Here is an 18,623-nt window from a genome sequence, read left to right as displayed (position 1 = left end):
GCGTACCGGAGGTGGCCAGACCCTGGGCGGGGTACCCCAGCCCATCGGCCATGCCCACCAGCGTGAGCGCACCATCCTCCATGCTGCGGAACTCCACACGTACGCGCGAGCCGTCCTGCACCAGCACGGCCAGCATGTCATCGGCGATGTCCAGCCCCACGACATGGCCCGGCGTCACCAGCGTCCGGGAGACGACCTCGAACTCCCCGCTCACGTTGCCCAGCAGGGCCAGCTCGCCGCCACCCGCCACCGCCACGTAGGCGCTCCGCTCGTTGGCGGCCAGCGACGACAGATCCGTCGTGGACGTCACCAGCGGCACACGATCCTTCTCCACCGGGAGACACGCCGCGCCCGGGGCGCTGCCGCACGTGCCGAGCGAGTAGCGAACCACCTCACCCCGGCCCGCGAGGATCGCCAGGTTCCCCGCCACCACCAAGCCCGCGGGATACGTGACGCCGGTGACCTCGACCGGCGTCCCCGGGTTGCCGGGGGTGGACAGATCCGTGGCCACGAGCTTGCCGTTCCGGGCGGCCAGCAGCGTGCGGCCCACCCAGGCGAACACGTCTCCGCCGAGCTGGATCTGCGCGAGCGGCTGCAGCGTGAAGGAGAAGCCCTGCGCCAGGGTATGCGTCACCGCGCCATTCGCGCCGGACGTCGTCACCGACAGATCCACGGCGCCCACCACGTTGTCCGGCACCGTCACTTCCAGCGCGCCGGTGGCGTCCACCGTGGTGCTGAGCGCCGCCACGCCGCCGAACTTCACCTGCGAGTTGGCGAAGAGCCCCTGCCCCTCGATGCGCACCGTCGTGCGGCTCATCGTCGGAGCGAAGGCCGGCGTCACCTTGGTGATCTGCGGCGGCACCAGGTAGCGGTACGCGCCCAGCCGCATCACGGACAGCTTGTCCGGGTTCTCCACCGCCACGGCCGCGGAGCCGGCCTTGCCCGCCGGAACCACGAGGGTGATGGTGCGCCCGTCCGCGGACACCCCGTTCTCGGGGATGAACGCCTGCTTGTCGGCGATGCGCACGGTGCAGCCCGGCAGGAAGCCCTCGCCGTGCAGCACCACCGTCTCCCCACCGGCCTCCAGGCCGTAGGAGGGCACGACCTCGTCGAGCCGCGGCGCTCCCGCCGTGGCCCGCGTGGCGGTGCGGAAGCGCACCTCGGCATCCACCCCGAGCGCCCCGCCCTTCAGGTTGGCCAGGTTGGCACCCACCCCCAGCACGTACTCCGTGTCCACCGTGAGCGGCGAGTACGGAGCCACCACCACCCGGGCCCCGTCCTCATCCGACTCGGCGCGCTTGAGCACCGACACCGCGTTGCCGGAGCCGTCCTGGAGCGTGATGGCGCCCAGCGTGGCGGGATCCGGCAGCTCCGTGAGGAGCACCTGCGGCGAGGTGGCCAGCGCCACCCGCTCGCCATAGGCGGGAACCGTCCCGCGCAGCTCGATGTGATCCAACGCCACCGACGCGAGTCCGCCCGCCAGCGAGCCGCTGGCCTGGGTCGGATCCTGGATGGGCAGCTCCACCGCCTTGCCGCCCACGTCCAGCACCAGCGTACCCACCAGCAGGTGGCGACCCATGAAGGCCAGCGTCTGCGCGTCACCAATGACGGCCGCGCGCTCCAGCAGGCGCGGAGGCTCGTCCGTGGGCACGGCGAAGCGCTGCACCTTGCCGCCGCCCGCCGCGATGTAGGCGATGCCGCCCGACACCAGGGTCTGCTCGGCGGACACCCAGCCGTTGTCGAGCGGGTCCGTCAGGAACAGCGTGGTCGACAGGGCCGGGTTGGACGGCTCCAGATTGTAGATGGCCACCTGCGCCAGGGCCCCGAGCGACACGAACGCGCGCGAGCCCTCCGTGGTGATGTGGCGGGCACGACCGGCGATCGGACTGACGCCCAGCTGCGCCAGGTCACCCGTCCGCGCATCCAGCACGTGCAGCTTCTGGTTGTTCGCCTCACCGCTGGCGACGAGCAGGCGGTGCCCATCGACGGCCAGCGCCGTGGCCCCGCCCGTCAGGGCGCGCGAGCCCGTGCGCAGCGGCATCGAGGTCTCGGTGAGCCGGTACGCGGTGACACCCGCGCCGTCGGCCACGTAGAGCATCTCGCCAGACACCGCGACGTCCACCGTCGCGCCGGTGCCCGGCAGCGTGCTCTTGAACACGGGCTGCGCCGGCAGCGTCACGTCATAGATGCGCAGGCCGCTCGTGCCGGACGCCATGTAGAGCCGCTTGCCGTACTTGGCCAGACGCCACGCGCCGCCCGAGGCGCTGAAGGTCTGCCGGGGCAGGATCTCCTTGACGGCCGTGGGCTCCGCGGGGTCCGCCACGAGCAGCCCGCCGGAGGCGTACTTGCGCCCCAGCTCGTACACCGGGTTGCGCTTGGGGCCGACGATGTCCACCTCGCCACCCACGGCGGCGTAGATGATGCCGTCCGACAGCAGCACGTGCCGCACGGGAGGCGTGTCCAACCGGGACACGGCGCCAGAGCCGTACAGGAACGAGCTGGTCTTCACCGAGGACTGCGTGCCCTGCTTCAGCGTGACGTTCACCAGGCCCGCCGAGTGCGGCGGCGCGAGGGCGACGGCCTTCTTCGTGGACACCACCTGGACGTTGAAGGAGGCCGTCTCATCGAAGACGACCTGCAGGCCCGGAGCGAAGCCCGTGCCACTCAGCGTCACCCAGGTGCCACCCCACTGCGGAGACCGGTCCGGCGTCAGCGCCAGCAGCTTGAGCGGATCGCGATACAGGAAGCCCCCCGGGAAGAGCGTGGAGATGCCGCTCGGATCGATGACCTCGACGGCGGCGGGACCCGGCATGAGGCCGGGCGCGGGCTCGACGATCACTTCCAGACGACCCGCGTTCACGAACGTCGTCTGCATGGCCTCGCCGGCCACCTTCACGACGGTACCGGAGCGGAAGCCGGCGCCCGTGATGACCACGGGCGTCGTCGCGTTCACCAGACCGGTGGAGGGCTGCACGCTGGAGACGACGGGCTGTAGGCTTCCGTTCGCGGCCACGGTGAAGAGGAAGTCCACCGGAGCGGCCAGCAGCCGGTTGTCGAAGTCGCGAATGCCATTCACCGTCACCTGGACGGTGTCACCCGGCAGGAAGGCGCTCGCGGCCACCGGACGGAAGATGACGGACGAGCCGCGCACCGCGTACACCACTTCGTAGGTGCCATTGACCACGCGCGTCGTGCCGGTGGCGTTGGTGGCGGTGACCGCGAAGGTGTTCGCGTCCACCGACACCTGCTTGACCGGCAGCGTGAAGGCCACGGTGACGCTCGTGTCCGGCGGCGCGAGCGAGCCGGGCGCGGGCGACAGCTCCACCGCGAGCAGGTCCGCCGGGGGCACGGCCACGACCGTCTGCTGACCCGCCGTGGCGACGAAGAGGCTGCCACCGGCCCAGGCCAGGCCCGCCGCGTCGTCCGTCATGTCGGTGGACTGCAGCACCACCGGGTTCTGCTCCTTCTCCGGCGTGCTGATGTCGAAGACGTACAAGCGCTTGCCCACCGTCACGTAGGCGCGCCCGGCGCGCACCGCCAGGCGGCTGCGCACGAGCTGCTCGTACGAGGTGAGGCCCGCCACCACCACCCCACCCTTCCGGATGCCCGCGCGGTCATAGATGCTCAGGCGCAGCCCGTTGCCGGCGGTGCCCTGCACGTTCGAGGAGAGCGTGTAGAAGCGGTCCACCCCGAGGTCGAGCGCCAGCGCGTCCTCGTCCAACGCCACCGTGCCTCCGGCGACCTGGAGCATCGCCGGGTGGCTGATGTCGAAGGCCTGCACGTAGCCAGCGCCGGCGCCCGGATCCGTGATGCTGACGAAGGCCTTGGAGCCCTCCACGCGCACGCCGGTGGTGAGACCCAGGGCGGAGGCCCGGGCCACCTCGAAGGCCTGCTCGGGCTTGGACACGTCCACCGCGGTGAGCGCCTGGCCCTCGGCGAGCAGGGCCAGCGCCCCACTCACGTCGAGGCCGCGCACCGGGGACGCCGTCCGCACGCCACCCAGGCGCAGCGGACGCTCTTCAATCATCACGTTGAAGATCTCGAGCCCTTCGTAATCCCGCGTCGGCACACCCACGTAGAGCGTGTCGCCCACCAGCTTCAGCTCGGACGCCACGCGCGGCGGGAAGCCCGGCAGGTCCATGGTGGTGCCCACCGGCAGGTCGTACGAGTACGAGGCCACCTTGACGGGAGACTGGCCCGGGCGCACGAGCTTCACTTCCATCAGCCCGGCCCCGCTCACCCGGGGCGCCACGAACTTCACGGTGGACAGATCCACGATGTCCACGCCCGTGGCCACATGGCTGCCGATGTGCACCTGGGTGCCCGGAGCCAGTGCGGCCACCGGGAGCTTCAGGCTGACGGTGTTGCCACCCGCCACCGGTCCGTGGTCCGGCGAGATGGTCACGCCCGTGGTGGTGAGATCATCCAGGTAGTACACGCCCGCGACCAGCCCACGCGACGGTCCACCGGCGTTCACCACCTCGATGTCGGCCGGGCCCGCGCTCGCGGCGGCCGGAGTCTCCAATGTGAGCTCGGTGCCCTCCGAGTTGACGGAGAGCTGCGTCACCTCGGTGTTGCCGATGCGCACCTTCGCCGTGCCGGTGAAGCCCGTACCGGTGAGGGTGAGCGTCTGGCCACCCTGGGTGGACACGCTGCGCGGGCTGACGGTGGCGATGTGCGGCACCTGGCTGCCCGCCGCGCCCGTGGAGAAGCCGCTGCGGAACGGCAGCAGCAGCGAGCCGGAGTGCTGATCCGTCACGCTCTCGTCCACCTGCAGCTCGTAGCTCGTCTGCGGCGCGAGGCTCGCCGCCGTCACGCTCAGCGTGTAGGCGCGCTTCGTATGGTCGTTGGTGACGGTGAAGGTGAGGCCACCCACCGCCCCGTTCGGACCGACGACCCGGACCGAGCTGCTCGTCACGCTGGCGGGGTTGATGGGACGGTTGAACCGCACCACCAGCGCCACGTTCTCGGGGGCGATCCGCGACTCGCGTGCGGGCTCCACGCCCATCACGAAGGTGAACGGCAGCACCAGCTCGATCAGCCGGTTCTTGCCCGCGAGCAGCAACTGGTCTCCACGGACGAGCACGTCCATGGCCGGCTCGATGTTGCCACCGCTGACCAGCTTGGGCGCGCGCGGATTGGAGACGTCCAGCAGCACCACGCCGCCGTTGTTGGCCGCCACGAAGAGCATGTCGCCGAAGAGGCGCAACCGCTGCGGCTCGCCCGGCGTGTTGGAGAGCGACGCGTCGAACGGGATGCGCAGCGCCGTGAGCTCCTTCGGGTTCGCCGGATCGCTCACGTCGACGAAGAGCAGGCCCGCCTCGGCCGCGGCCACGATGGCCGTGTCGCGCACCACCACCACGTCGGTGAGGTTGTACGGGTAGTTCAGCACGCCAGCGGGCGTCGCCCCGGCGCGGGTGGAGGTGAAGATGCGCAGACTGCCCGAGGGCGTCTGGCCAGTCTTGCCGTGGTAGGTCGTCCGCTGGCCACCCGTACCACCGCCGGAGACGGAGTACTCCGGAGGAGGCGGCAGGGGCGGACTGGGGCAGTAGAAGGTGCCCTCGTGACCGCCGCTGGCCACGTAGAGGCGGCCTCCGTGGAGCGCCACGCCGTAGGGCTCCGCCGAGTCCCCCAGCTCCGCGACGAGGATGGGATCCGTCGGGTCGCGCGTGTCGAGCAGACGGACCTTGCCGCCCGACCCCATGGCGAGCTGCGTCGTCTCGCACGGGGGAGGATTGGGCGGCGGGTTGGGCTGCATGCCGTTGAAGAGCACCCAGCTGCCCGTTGGCGTGGGCAGCAGGCGCGTGGCGTACTCCGGCGAGCCGAAGGCGCCAAACTGCGCGCGTCCCAGCACCTGCAGCGACTGCGGCACGGAGGTGTCGATGATGGTCAGACCGCTGGCACCGTTGGCCACGAGGAGCCGCGAGCCCTGGGTGGCCACGTCGAGGGAGTCCGGAGCGATCTCCACGTCCGGCACGGGCGTGCCGACCGGCAGGTAGCGCAGCAGCACGGCGTTGAGGCGATCCACCATCCCGCCGGGCGGCGACACGGGCGTCGTCCCCGCGGCGCGCGGGTTGGCCACCTGCGTCACGTCGTAGCTCGCCACGCGGAGCGAGTCCCAGTACGTGCCTCCGCCGGTGATGGGGCCGATGTACGGCCGATCCGCGATCTTGTTGCCGCTCTCGGCCGCACCCGCGGACGAGTAGATGAAGCCCTCCAGATTCGGGTCCGCCGCGAGCGCCTTCGGAGCGATGCTCACCGACTTCTCCTCGGCGGAGAACGCCAGGCCGTAGCCGAACTCGCCCGGCACCTCGGACATCTCGAGCCCATCCGGCGACAGGACCTCGACGTCCGCGTCCCCGAAGCTGCCGACGGGCGCGGTGGCCGTCAGCTCCCAGGGCGACGCCACGCTCACGCTGGTGGCCGGCACGCCCCGGATGCGGACGCGCGACGAGCCCAGCGGCGAGGCCCACGACGGCAGGAAGCCCTGGCCCTTGATGGTGACGGTGCTGCCACCGCGCGGGTTGAAGAAGCGCGGCGCGCCCGAGAAGGCGGACACGGGCAACGAGTAGAAGAAGCCGCCGGAGCGACGGGCCGACAGACCGGAGGTCGGGTTGATGACCTCCACGTCCGCCAGGCCGGCGTTGCCGGACGGCACCTGCACGTTGAGCTCCACCGGCGACACGTAACCCACGAGGGCTTCCCTGCCGCCCACGAACACCTGCACATCGGCGTCGAAGCCCTCACCCAGCAGCTTGGTGGGAGTGCCCCCCAGCGTGGAGCCCACGCGGGGAACCATCTGCGAGAAGACCGGCTGGGCACCCTCCGCCTTCGCCGAGCGGAAGCGGACGTCCAGCGGCGCGGTGAGGTGATGGTTGTCCGGCGTGGTGAGGGCGGTGGAGACCCGCAGGCGCAGCTCGGCATCCGCCGGCAGCGGTTCACTCAGCCGGAAGAGCAGCGTGCTGACCGGCTCGGTGGCGGTGCCCGCCTCGAGGACGCCCGGAATCGGCTCACCGTCCGCCGTGAAGGAGAAGGCCTGCGCCCCGCTCTGGGGCGTGATGGTGGTGGAGAGCGTCACCAGCACCGACGGCAGGTCGAGCGGCACGAGCTCACCGGACGTGACGCTGGAGGAGACCACGGTCAGCTCCGCGGGCGGGCCGAACTCCAGCGACCAGGAACCCCACGGGTTGCGGCGGGCCGTGACCAACCGGCCCCCCGCCAGGGACACATGGTGCGCGGTGCCAGCGCTGGCGCCGGTGACGTAGTGAAGCACCTTCGGCGCGTGGATCTGCGAGATGTCCACCACGGCCACGCCGACCGACCCCGCGGCCACGTAGGCGAGGTTGCCCGCCAGACGCACGTCCGTGGCGAACGAGCCCGTCCCCAGACCCAGGGTGGCGAGCACCACGGGAGTCGCCGGCGCGGACACGTCGACGATGACGAGGCCCGACTCACCAGCGGCCACGTAGGCCAGCCCGTCGCGCAGCCGCACGCGATGCACGTTCACAGCGACGGAGCCGAGCACCTGCGGCTCGCTCGTCACCGAGAGGGTGTGCAGCTTGCCCTCCGAGAAGCGCTGGTTCGTCCCCAGCGTGGCCGTGCCCATCACGGCCAGCCCACCTTCCACCGCGAGGGCATTGGCCTCCTTCTCGGTGGCCAGCACGTTCATCGCGAAGGGCGCGTGCAGCGGCGACACGTCGAAGCTGCGCAGGCCCGCGGCGCCCGCCGCCGCCAGCAGCCGGTCACCCCGGACGTCCAGGGCGAACGTGGCTCCCACGCCCGCGCGCGTCTCCGCGACGGTCTTCGGCGCGAAGGGGTTGCTGATGTCCAGCTCGAGGATGCCGGCACTGATGTACTTGCCGGTCTTGGCATCCGTGGAGCCCGTGCCGACGTAGAGCCGATCCCCCCCCTCGAGCGGGTAGGACAAGGAGAGGGGCCGTCCCATGGCGTACGACCACCTGCCCACCACGCGATCATCGAGGTAGTCGCGGTTCTCATCGACCATCTCGTTGCGGCGCTCGGGCGGGATGGGCGTGCCGGCCAGCGGTCCCTTCTTGTAGAGGCCCGACAGATCGATCACCTGCAGCGACGAGCTGCCCAGCACGTAGGCGTAGTCGCCGATCACGACGAGATCGCTGATGTCCTCTCGCGTCGCCACGGCGGAGCCCGTGGGCTGATCGAACGTGTAGCCGCCCGTCAACGTGACACTCGTGTTGTCCGGGTTGATGACCTTGACGTCCGCGGGCCCACGCAAGCCATTGGGCGTGACGGCCTCGATGCGCCCGGTGCCGAGCACGCGGACGCGGAGCGCGGGGACGCCGTCGAAGGTGACGCGCGTCAGACCGCCGGTGGTGAAGCCAGTCCCCTGGAGCACCACACGCGTGCCGCCCGAGGCGGGGCCGCGGTTGGGGGTGACGGAAGCCAGCGACAGTGGCTGGGTATAGAGGAAGGCGCCCGTGCGCCGCGCGGAGACCTTCGAGGTGGGGTTGAGCAGCTCCACCGTGGCCGCGCCCGCGAGGCCCGCCTTCGTGCGCACGCGCACCGAGGTGCCGTCCGGGGCCACCTCGAAGCGATCCACCAGGGTGCCGGCGAAGCGGACCTCGACGTCCTGATCGATGCCCGTGCCGGAGATGACCACATCGGTTCCACCGGCCGCGGGACCCTCACGCGGGCTCAACCCGCTGATGGTCATCGGCACGATGCCAGTGGAGGCCGCGGTCTCGAACTCGGAGACGAAGGAACCCGGCATGAGCGCGCCGGGGTGGGTGTCCCTCAAGCCCTCCACCACCAACCGGTACACCGTCGTGGGCTTCAGCGGCGAGGCCGGGGTCACCGTGACCATCCGGTCCAGCGTGGACACGCTCACCGTGACGGGCACGCCGTCCGTGGAGCCGTCCACCTCCATCAGCCGCACCGTGCTGGTGGTGGCACCCGTCACCGGACGGTTGAACTCGACCCTGAGGGCCGAGGCCGGGTTGACGCCCCGGGCATCCGCCACGGGCTGGCTGGCCACCACCATGGGGAACGGAATCTGGATGACGGACAGCGAGTCGAGCACCGTGTTGAAGAGAGTGTTGCGCCCCGTGGCCACCACCAGGTCGCGCTCCAGGGCCACGTCCTCCAGCCTGGTCATCGGGAACAGGTCCACCGCGTCCACCGGCAGCGGCGCTACCGGGTCCGAGGCCAGGTTGATCTGCACGATCGCGGCGGACGACGAGGAGCCAGACCGGTGGCCACCGGCCGCCGCCGCATGCACGCCCAGGGCAGCCGAAATGAAATCGGACCGCGGCAGCAGCGTGGGCAGCGGCGCCATCACGCGCGGGCGCGTCACCGGAGTGAGGGAGATCGTCCGACCCTCTTTGAGCGCGCCGAAGCCACGCGACCCGAGCAGGGCCAGGTCGCCGAAGTCGACGTTCGCCTCACCGACGACCGGGAAGCCCGGCCGCGCCAGATCCAGCACCAGCGTGGTGTTGGAAGAGGGGCCCGCGGTGATGACGGCGTAGCGGCCACTCACGCGGACGCGCTGCACGGGCAGGGTCTGCTGCACCCCGCCCACGAGGAACTTGTCGAGAATGCCGAGCAGCGCGGGGCGGTTCGGATCCGCGATGGAGAACACGGCCAGACCGGCGCTGCCCGCGGCCACCAGGGCCAGGTCATCCGCTAGGGCGACGTCCTTCGCGTTGCCCACGAACGGGACGGCCTCGGCGAGCTTCGGCGCGAACGGATCCGCCGCATCCATCACGAGCAGCGACGGTCCACCCTCTCCCGCCACGTCGATGTGCTGCAGCTCCGGGGCGTCCGCCACGATGTAGGCCCGCGAGCCGCGCACCGCGAGAGCCCGGGGCTCGTACGGCGGCGGCAGCGACAGGCCGCCCTGCACCGCGGGGTGCGCTGGATCCGCCAGATCGACGATGGACACCGCGCCCTGACGGCTCTTCTGGAGCAGCTCGACGGGATCCTTGGCGCTGGTGTTCACCCCCGCCGAGGAGATGACCCAGGCCCGGCCGTCCAGGAGGACGACCTGCCCGGTGTCACCCTGGGGCAGCCGTCCCGGAGGACGACCGCCAGAACCATCGACACTCGGGTTGTACCGGCCCACCGACGAGCTGACCCGGAGCCCCGTGTAGAAGAACGCCCCGCTGGCCATCGCGGCCTTGCCGTCCGGGTTCTCCACGAGCACGTCCGCCGGTCCGAAGGGTCCGGGCGGCGTCTTGACGCTCAGCTTGCCCGGCGCCAGCACCCGGACTTCCGTCGCCAGGGCGCTGCCGTTGCCGGCGATGAAGGTGACCTTGACCCCGCGCTGGAAGCCCGCGCCGGAGATCTCCACCACGTCCCCGCCAATCAACCGACCGGTCGCGGGGACGACGAAGTTCACATCCAGGACGGGCAGGTAGACGAAGCCACCCAGCAGCGAGCCCTTGAGGCCATCCGGATTGACCACGGTGACGCGCGCTGGGCCTTCCACCTGCATCGGAGTGCGGGCGCGCAACGTCTGGGCGTCCACGAACTTGATCTCCGTGGCCTCGGCACCCGAGAAGTAGACGCGCGCTCCGTCCTGGAAGTGGCTGCCCTTCACCGTCACGTAGGTGCCACCCTCGACGGGGCCAGCCGGCGGCAGCACGTCATTGATGCTCGGAGGCGTGGCGTTGGTCGCGCGCGTGCGGAAGCGCGAGACGAAGGAGGCCCGCAGCGGCATGGCGCTCGCCGACTTCAGGTCCGTGGAGACGGTGACGAAGAAGTCCGTCGACGTGGCGAGCGCGGAATGCGGCTTCACGAGGATGCGACGCCCACCCACCTCATCCAGCTCGACGGTCGCGGGCACGATGGAGCCGAGGATCGGATCCGAGGCCCGCAGCACCACGTTCGCGCTCGTGACGGTGGCGGGATCCGGCGGCGCGGACAGCTCCACGGCGATCCGCAGATCCGGCCCGGCGAGCGCCACCTGCTCGGCGCCATCGGCCGGCGCCGTGTCCACCACGGAGAACTGCGGCAGGCTGAAGGTGGCCAGCTCCAGGCTGCCGTAGATGGCCAGGGGGCCGCCGTTGGCCAGCGAGACGTCTTGCGCCTCGGGCAGATTGGCACGCGCGAACGTCTCCGTCCGCCCATCCGGACGCACCGACGACGCGGAGAGCACACCCTTCACGGGATTGTTGTCCGCATCGATGAGCCGCGCCGTGGTGACCACGAGGTTGCCCGCGACCGCCACCGAGTTCAGGCCCGTCGTCAGCAGATCCTTGCGCGCGGGCACGTGCGACAGCAGCGAGACGAGCAGCGGCGACTTCGGGTTGCGCACGTCCACCACCGCCAACGAGGCGCTCGAGCCCTCGCAGGCGACGAAGGCGCGGTGGCCCACCACGGACACTGCCCGGGCCTCGCCCGGCAGCGCCACGAGGCCGACCTTGCCCAGGTACGGATCGCTCAGGTCGCGCACCACCAGCCCGGCGGTGCCACTGGCCACGAGCAGCGAGTCACCGGCCACCGCGAGCCCCCGGGCTCCGCCGAGGTTGGGAGGCGACGACAGGCGCTGGGGCGCCATCGGATTGCCGATGTCCACCATCACGATGCCGGCATTACCGTTGGCCACCAGGGCCAGACGACCGTCCGCCACCACGCCCGTGGCCTCCGGCCCGGGCAGATCGATGCGGCCCTTCAGCACGGGGACGTTCGGGTTGCTCACGTCCACCACGAGCAGCTCGGCCGGATGGTACGGCTGGCCCTGGAGCGACTCAGGCCGGGTCGTCACGAGCGCCAGGTCCCCGTGGAACGCGGCCGCCACGGGCTCCCGGTCGATCGCCAACATGCCGAGCGCGCTCACCCCGGTGGGCTGGATCTGCATGAGCTGCAGACCCCGGCCCGTCGACGTGGCCTTCACGCTGCGTCCACCCAGCAGCGCGAGCCCCTTCCCGTTGAACACCAGGGGCCCCACGCGCGGATTCGAGCCGCCGCTGCCGTTGAACGAGAGGAAGCGCTCCGAGGGCCGCAGGCCCAGCTCCACCTTCACCTGCTGCGAGTCGCCCGAGTTGCCCGAGCGGTCCTTCGCGCTGGCGCGGATCGTCTGCTGGGTGCCGGGCGTCCCGTCGGGGAGCCACGTCATCTTGTACAGGGGCCGGTTGGCGGGACCCGGGACGGGCACGTTGGTGGTACCGAGCGTGGTGCCGTTCACGAAGAACTCCACGTTGGACAGCCCGGCGTTGTCCTCCGCGGCGGTGGCCAGGGTGAGCGGCTCGCCCACGGTGACGAGATCCAGGTCGGGCGGATCCACCAGCTCGAGCACGGGCGCCACCTGATCGGCCACCGTGCCGACGAGGGTCTCCGCGCTGGCGGCCTCATGCCCCGCGGTGTCGAGCGCCACCGCCTTGACGGCGAAGGTCCGGTTGCCGGCTCCCGCGGTCGGCGTGAAGCTGGCCGCGTAGACGTTGGGCGCGCCGGGGATGCCCGCCGGCTCGGTGAGCGTCTCCACCTTGCGGCCATCCACGAAGAAGGTCACCGAGGCGAGCCGGCCCTCGGGATCGCTCGCCTCCGCCTCCAGGCGCAGCCGCGCGCCCTCGAAGAGGGTGGTGCCCTGCCCCGGCTTGAGGAGGGCCACGCTGGGCGGCCGGTCCCCCTTCACCGGCACCGTCACCGGGAGGGACCAGGTCTCATGACCCGCGGTGTCCACCGCCTTGACGCGGAAGACGAGCGAGCTGTCCACCTGCGAGGGCTCCGCGATGTAGGCGTGGTAGTACGGCAGAATGAAGCGCCGGCCCACCTCCTGCAGCGAGTCGACGTTCGGCCCGGAGTAGAAGGTGACGTTGGCCACGGCCACGTCGTCGCTCGCCTTGGCGGAGAAGGTGGAGGGGACGCCCACCACCAGCTCGGTCGGCCCGGTGAGGCTCACCGTCGGCGGCTCGTCGTGGATGACGTCCAACGAGACGGAGGACGTGGTCGTATTGCCGCTGAAGTCGACGGCCTCGGCGACGAACGTGATCGTCTGCCCGGCGCGCCCCTTGGGCACCGCGTAGGAGAAGCGGTACGGGGGAGCCGGCATGTTCAGCTCCTTGCCGCTGGGATCCTTGAACGTGACGCGTGTCACGCCGACGTCATCCTCGGCGCGTGCCTCCACGTCCACCCGCAGCCCCTCGACGATCTGCGCGCCATGGACGGGCGAGAAGAACGACACCGTCGGCGCATGCGTGTCCTTGACGACGGGGACGACGCGCTCCGGCGCCAGCGACACCTGGCCGGCCGAGTCCCGCGCCTGCGCGCGGATGGTGAGGGACCTGCCAGCGGAACCGTAGGGCAACGGCACCCGGAAGGAGTACGGCCGCGCCGCGCTCACGAAGCGCAGCGTCCCGTTCACCCCACCCTCCACCGTCACCTCGACCGAGGTCACCTCCACGTCATCCTGCGCGGCGATGAGCAGCCCGAAGTCACGACCCTCGGTGAGCGTGTCAGTGGCGCTCGGCTGGGCCACCGCCACCGTGGGCGCGCGATCGGCCACCACGCTCAGCACCACGTGCTGGCTGTAGATCTCATGGCCGTAGCTGTCGACGGCCTTGGCCCGCAGCTTCAGCTCGGTGGCGCTCTCGGGCACGTCCACCAGGAAGGCGTACGGGGGCTCGGTGATGGTGAGCGGCTCGACCACGCCGTCCACGTAGAGCTGGATGCGGGTGAGCGCCACGTCGTCCTCGGCGGCCACCAACACGGGAAGCTTGTTCTTGGCGACGGCCCTCGAGCCGTTCGCTGGCGAGAGGATGGAGAGGGCCGGCTCGCGATCCCGCACCACGTCGATCTGCTGGAAGGTGCGCTCGCTCCAGTTGCCGGACACATCGCGGGCCCGGACGGCGACGAAGTACGGCACGAGATCCAGCGCGCCCAGCTCCGACAGCCGCGGGACGATGTGCTCGTAGGTCACCACCGGCGCGTGGATGCCGAAGTCCGCGCCAGCCACCGCGTTCACGGGCTTGAAGCCGCTGGCCACGTGCACCACCCGAAGGTCCGCCGCGCTGGGACCCGCCAGGATCTCCACCCGATCCACGAAGGCGTTGTCGTACGCGTCCACCTGGATGAGGACCGGGGTGCCCTCGATGACGTCCTTGCCGAGGTTGGGCCGCAGCACGTCGGCCACCGGCGCGGCGTTGTCCGCCTCGAGCCGCACGCGGTGCTCGACCGAGGACTTGTTGCCCTCGGCGTCCGTGGCCACCGCGCGCACCCGGATGAACGTCTCCGTGCGCGTGGGATCCAACCGGATGAAGCCCGGCGGCAGTTCCACCACGCCGCCAAAGCGCCTGTACAGGAAGGCGTCCTCGGCGGTGGCCTTCAGGCTCTCGAGCGCCGCGCGGACCGCCGGATCTCCCACGACCAGCGTGCCGTTGACGTTCTTGACCTCGATGCCCTTGGCCAGGTTGCGCGTGACCTCCAGCGCCGGCTGATCATTGATGAGGAACTCGACGCTCTCGACGCGCGTGTCGTCGGTGGCCACGGCCTCGACGCGCAACTGGATGCTGCCCTCCACCAGGTAGGCGCCCGGCACGGGCGAGGAGAACGCGAGCAGCGGCGCGGAGGGGCGACGCGACTCGACGACCACGCGCTTGCTGTACTGCACGCCCTTCGTGTCGGTGACCTTCACCCACAGCACCTGGGCCGAACCATCCTGGCCCACGGGCGGGGTGAATTCGATCGCCGGGGAGAACGTCTTCTGCGCGGGCGAGAGCGTCTTCTCGTAGATGGCGGCGCCCGCGTACTCCACGCGAACGGAGGCCACGCCCACGTCATCCTTCGCCTCGATGGCCAGCGTCGCCTTGGCGCCCTGCAGCAGGCGCACGAAGCCGCTGTCCAGCTCGGCGCGGGTGATCATCTCCAGGGCCGAGCGCAGCGACACCAGCGTGACGCTGGGGGCGGCATCCGGGACGACCCGCAGGAAGATGGGGCTGGAAGTGGTGGTGTTGCCGAAGCGGTCCCGGGCCTGCGCGGAGAGCTCGGCCGGCGCCGCGCCCGAAGGCAGCGGCAGCGACAGCGTGAACTTCGTGCTCGCGTCGTTCCACGGGACGGCGGTGCCCTTGGACACGCCATCCACGAACAGCTCCAGGTGGTCCACGCTCACGTCATCCGACGAAGCCAGCTCGACGTCGAAGGGAACATCGGCCACCACCGTGGCGCCGTTGGCCGGCGAGGCCACCGAGACCCGCGGACGCTCCAGATCCGCGGTGGTGGACGTCGTCATCGCGGAGCGCGTGGCCACGTTCCGGCTGTCCACGAAGATGCCGGTGAGGATCACGTTTTGCGGAGCCCAGCCCACGGGCACGATGGGGCTGAAGGACTTGTTCTGCGGGCGGCCCGGTGTGACCTTCGGGTCCACCGCCTGCACCGCCACGCGCTGACCCTCGGCGATCACCCGGACCTGGGCGCTCTCCTTGCCGGGGTTGCGCAGACCGATCCGCGTGACGGTCAGTGGCTCCGCCTCTCCCGACACGGGCGCGAGCTGGATGTCCACCGAGTCCACCTCGATGGCGGTCCAAGGGAAGGAGAGGTCCACCCCGTAGCCGGGCGAGCCGAGGGTGACGGTGCGCTGGCCGCCCGGAGCGGTCGCCAGGAAGGTGGCGAGCTCGGAGCTGCCCGCCTTCCCCGGCCGGACACGGTAGCGGTAGGTGACATCCGCCACGGCCCCAGCCCCGGTGGGCGAGGGCTCCACGCGCAGGAACAGACTGCCCTTGCGGTCATCCAGGACCGGAGCGCCATGAGGCGTGAAGACGAGGGCCCCGGACACCGAGGCGACCTTGAACTCCTGTGCATGGCCGAACTCGAGCGTCGCCCCGGGCGTGCTCCGTGCCGCGGGCAGCGCGGAGGCCTGCACCTGGAAGGAGTTCCCCGCGGCCGACTGCACCGGCGCCGACGACATCACGAGCCAGCCCGCCTTCAGGCCCACGTCCTCCTGCACCTCGAGCGTCGCCGCGTGGACGCGCTCCTCGGAGAGCAGCCCCGGCTGAGCCGGAGAGATCCAGCGCACGAGGGGGGCCTGATCCGCGACCAGCTCGCACGAGCGGCTCGCGTGACCCAGACGGCCCTGTCCATCCTTGGCCTGCGCAGTGAACGTGAGGGTGCGCGGGTCGGAAACGTTGAAGGCCGGCAGCGTCACCTCCGCCCTGCCAGCCGCGGAACCGCTGTAATGGCTCATCGCGAGCGGCGTCACCGGCTGGCCATCCAGCTCGAGCGACAGCGTGTCGATGGAGCCGTCATCCGTGGCGCTGACGACCACCTCGAGCTTCGAGCCAGCGACGCAGTTGCGCTCGTCGGGAACGCCGTTCAGGTTGATGCGCACCGTTGGCGGCAGCCGATCCACGACGGGGACGATGGTGAACTCGACCGCGGTGGTGGGAGTGACATTGCCCGCCGGGTCCAGCGCCCGCGCGGTGAGCTGGTGCTTGCCATCCGCCCAGCTCGCCGCGATGGGGAGCGTGCCAGAGAAGGTGCCCACGTAGCGGCGGCTGACGACGATGTCCCCCGGCCCGAGCGGGTTGGGAGCGCGAACCTCCTCGAACTTCTCAGCCTGGACGGCCATCCACTCCTTGCCATCCTTGAGGGGCACCTCCTGGCCGTCCACGAACAGCGCCACGCGGTGGACGCGGACGTCGTCCTCGACCTCCACGCGCACGCCCAGGGCACCACCACGACCCACCTCGAGCGCCCCACCCTGCGGCGGCAGCGGCGCCACGAGCACGGCCTTGGGCGGCTCCACGTCCTTGGCGACGTCGAGGGAGACCTCGGCCCTGGCCTCGTGACCCGCGGTGTCGCGCGCGATGGCGCCCACGGTCGCCGGCTGCCCCTTGAGCGGAGCGCGCACCACCACCTTCTGCTGCCGCGTCTGATCCAGCGGCTTCGTCCCGGGCGTCAGCGCCCCCTGCACCTGCCCACCGGACACGCCGGCCACGGCCACCACGCCGTCATCGTCCGCCACCGTGAAGGTGACGGTGACGTCCTCGCCCTCGCGGAAGGGGCTGCCCGGCGCCGGCAGGGCCAGCGAAACCCGAGGGGGCAGATCCGTCACCGCGTTCAGCTCGAGGGTGCTCTCGCTCTTGCGGCCACTCGCGTCCCTGGCCACCGCGCGCAGCGACAGCGTGGAGCCGGCCGCCTGCGCTGGGACGGCCACGTTCCAGCTGAACACCTGGTACAGGCCCTCGCGCAGCCCGCCCGTCTTCGTGCCGAGCGACTGCGTCCCGAGGAAGAGCTCGGCCTGCGAGACGGAGACGTTGTCGCTGGCCACCACCTCCACGGCCGTGGAGCGACCCGCGAAGACGCGGGCCCCCTGGTTCGGAGAGCGGAAGGCGACGAGCGGAGCCTCGGAGTCCTCGACGACCTGCACCGGCAGCTCGACGGAGGCCGTCTGATTGGCGGCGTCAGCCACTTCCGCCCGCAGCGTCATCGTCCGGCCCGCGCCGCTCGGGCGCAGGACGAAGCGGTAGGGCGGCACGCCGAGCGTCTGCATGAGGATGTTGTCCGCGAACAGCTTCACGCTCTGCACGCCGACGTCGTCCTTCGCCTGGACGAGCACTTCCAGATCCGTGCCCGCCGTCACCGAGGCGCCCGAGGCCGGCGAGGCGAACGCCACGGTGGGCGCCGCGTCCGCACGGGTGTAGACGAGGACGTCCGGTAGGGGGCTGGTACCCACGTTGCCCGCCGCGTCATAGGCGCGAGCGCTCAGCTTGAAGCTGGCGGCCTGCTGCGGGAGTTGCTCCGGAGTGAGGACGGCGTGGCTCATGAACGAGCCGCGCACGCCGGCGTTCTCACCCGGCGCGTAGTCCGTGAAGACCACCACCCCATCGAGCAGGATCTCTGCCCGGACGACGTCCACGTCATCCAGACCCGCCACGCTCACCAGCAGCGGCTGCGAGCGCGCCACCTCGGTGCGATCCTTGGGCACCAGGAGGGAGACGGACGGGGCCTGGGTGTCGGAGCTCGCGGTCGCGGTCACCACGGCTTCGCGCTGGTTGCCCTTGGAGTCGCGCGCGAGGGCGGTCACCGTCAGCGGCGAGCCCGCGAGCGCCAGCGGCAACCGGTAGTGGACGCGGTAGGGCGGCGCGCTGGACATGCCCACCGGCGCGCCGTTGATGGACCACGACACGAGCACCGGATCCACGCCGTCATCCACGACGTTGGCGGTGAGCACCAGATCGGTGCCAACCCGCACGTCCTGCCCCGCCGTGGGCGTGAGGACGGATACCTGCGGGGGCTGATCGGTGCGGATGGAGGCATCGAAGCCCACCCGGCGCACCAGCCCGCCGTGGTCCACCGCCTGCACCTCGATGCGCACCGTCTTGCCGATGAGCGCGACAGGCGGCGTCCACTGGAAGCTGAAGGACTGCACACCCGTCGCGGTGCCGGAGATGCCCCCCTCGTTCAGACGGGCCGTGCCCACCGCGGTGCCATCCACCAGGAGCGAGGCGTTCACGCCGAACGTCAGCGAGTCGTCACCGATGATACCGCGCACCTCGAGAGGCACCGCGGCCGTGGCATCCACCACCGCGCCCAGGGGCCGCTGGATGGAGACGAGCGGCGCGGAGTTGCCCACGAGTCGGACGAGAAGCGTGTCCGACTTCGCGATGGCCCCCATCTTGTCCACGCCCTCGGCGCGGATGGACACCGTGGTG

1 protein-coding gene is annotated in these 18,623 nt (G+C 71.1%); it reads right to left on the bottom strand.

Annotated elements, in window-relative coordinates; all coding sequences use genetic code 11:
- Positions 1-18,623, bottom strand: an 18,623-nt coding sequence (locus tag VF697_RS34365; RefSeq protein ID WP_331101699.1) for an Ig-like domain-containing protein, incomplete at both ends; no start/stop codon positions are given.

Origin of the sequence: Archangium sp., assembly GCF_036388035.1 — a bacterium.
GTDB lineage: Bacteria > Myxococcota > Myxococcia > Myxococcales > Myxococcaceae > Archangium.
The sequence above is the reverse complement of the archived record's forward strand: the minus strand, read 5'-3'. Positions and strand labels throughout refer to the sequence as shown.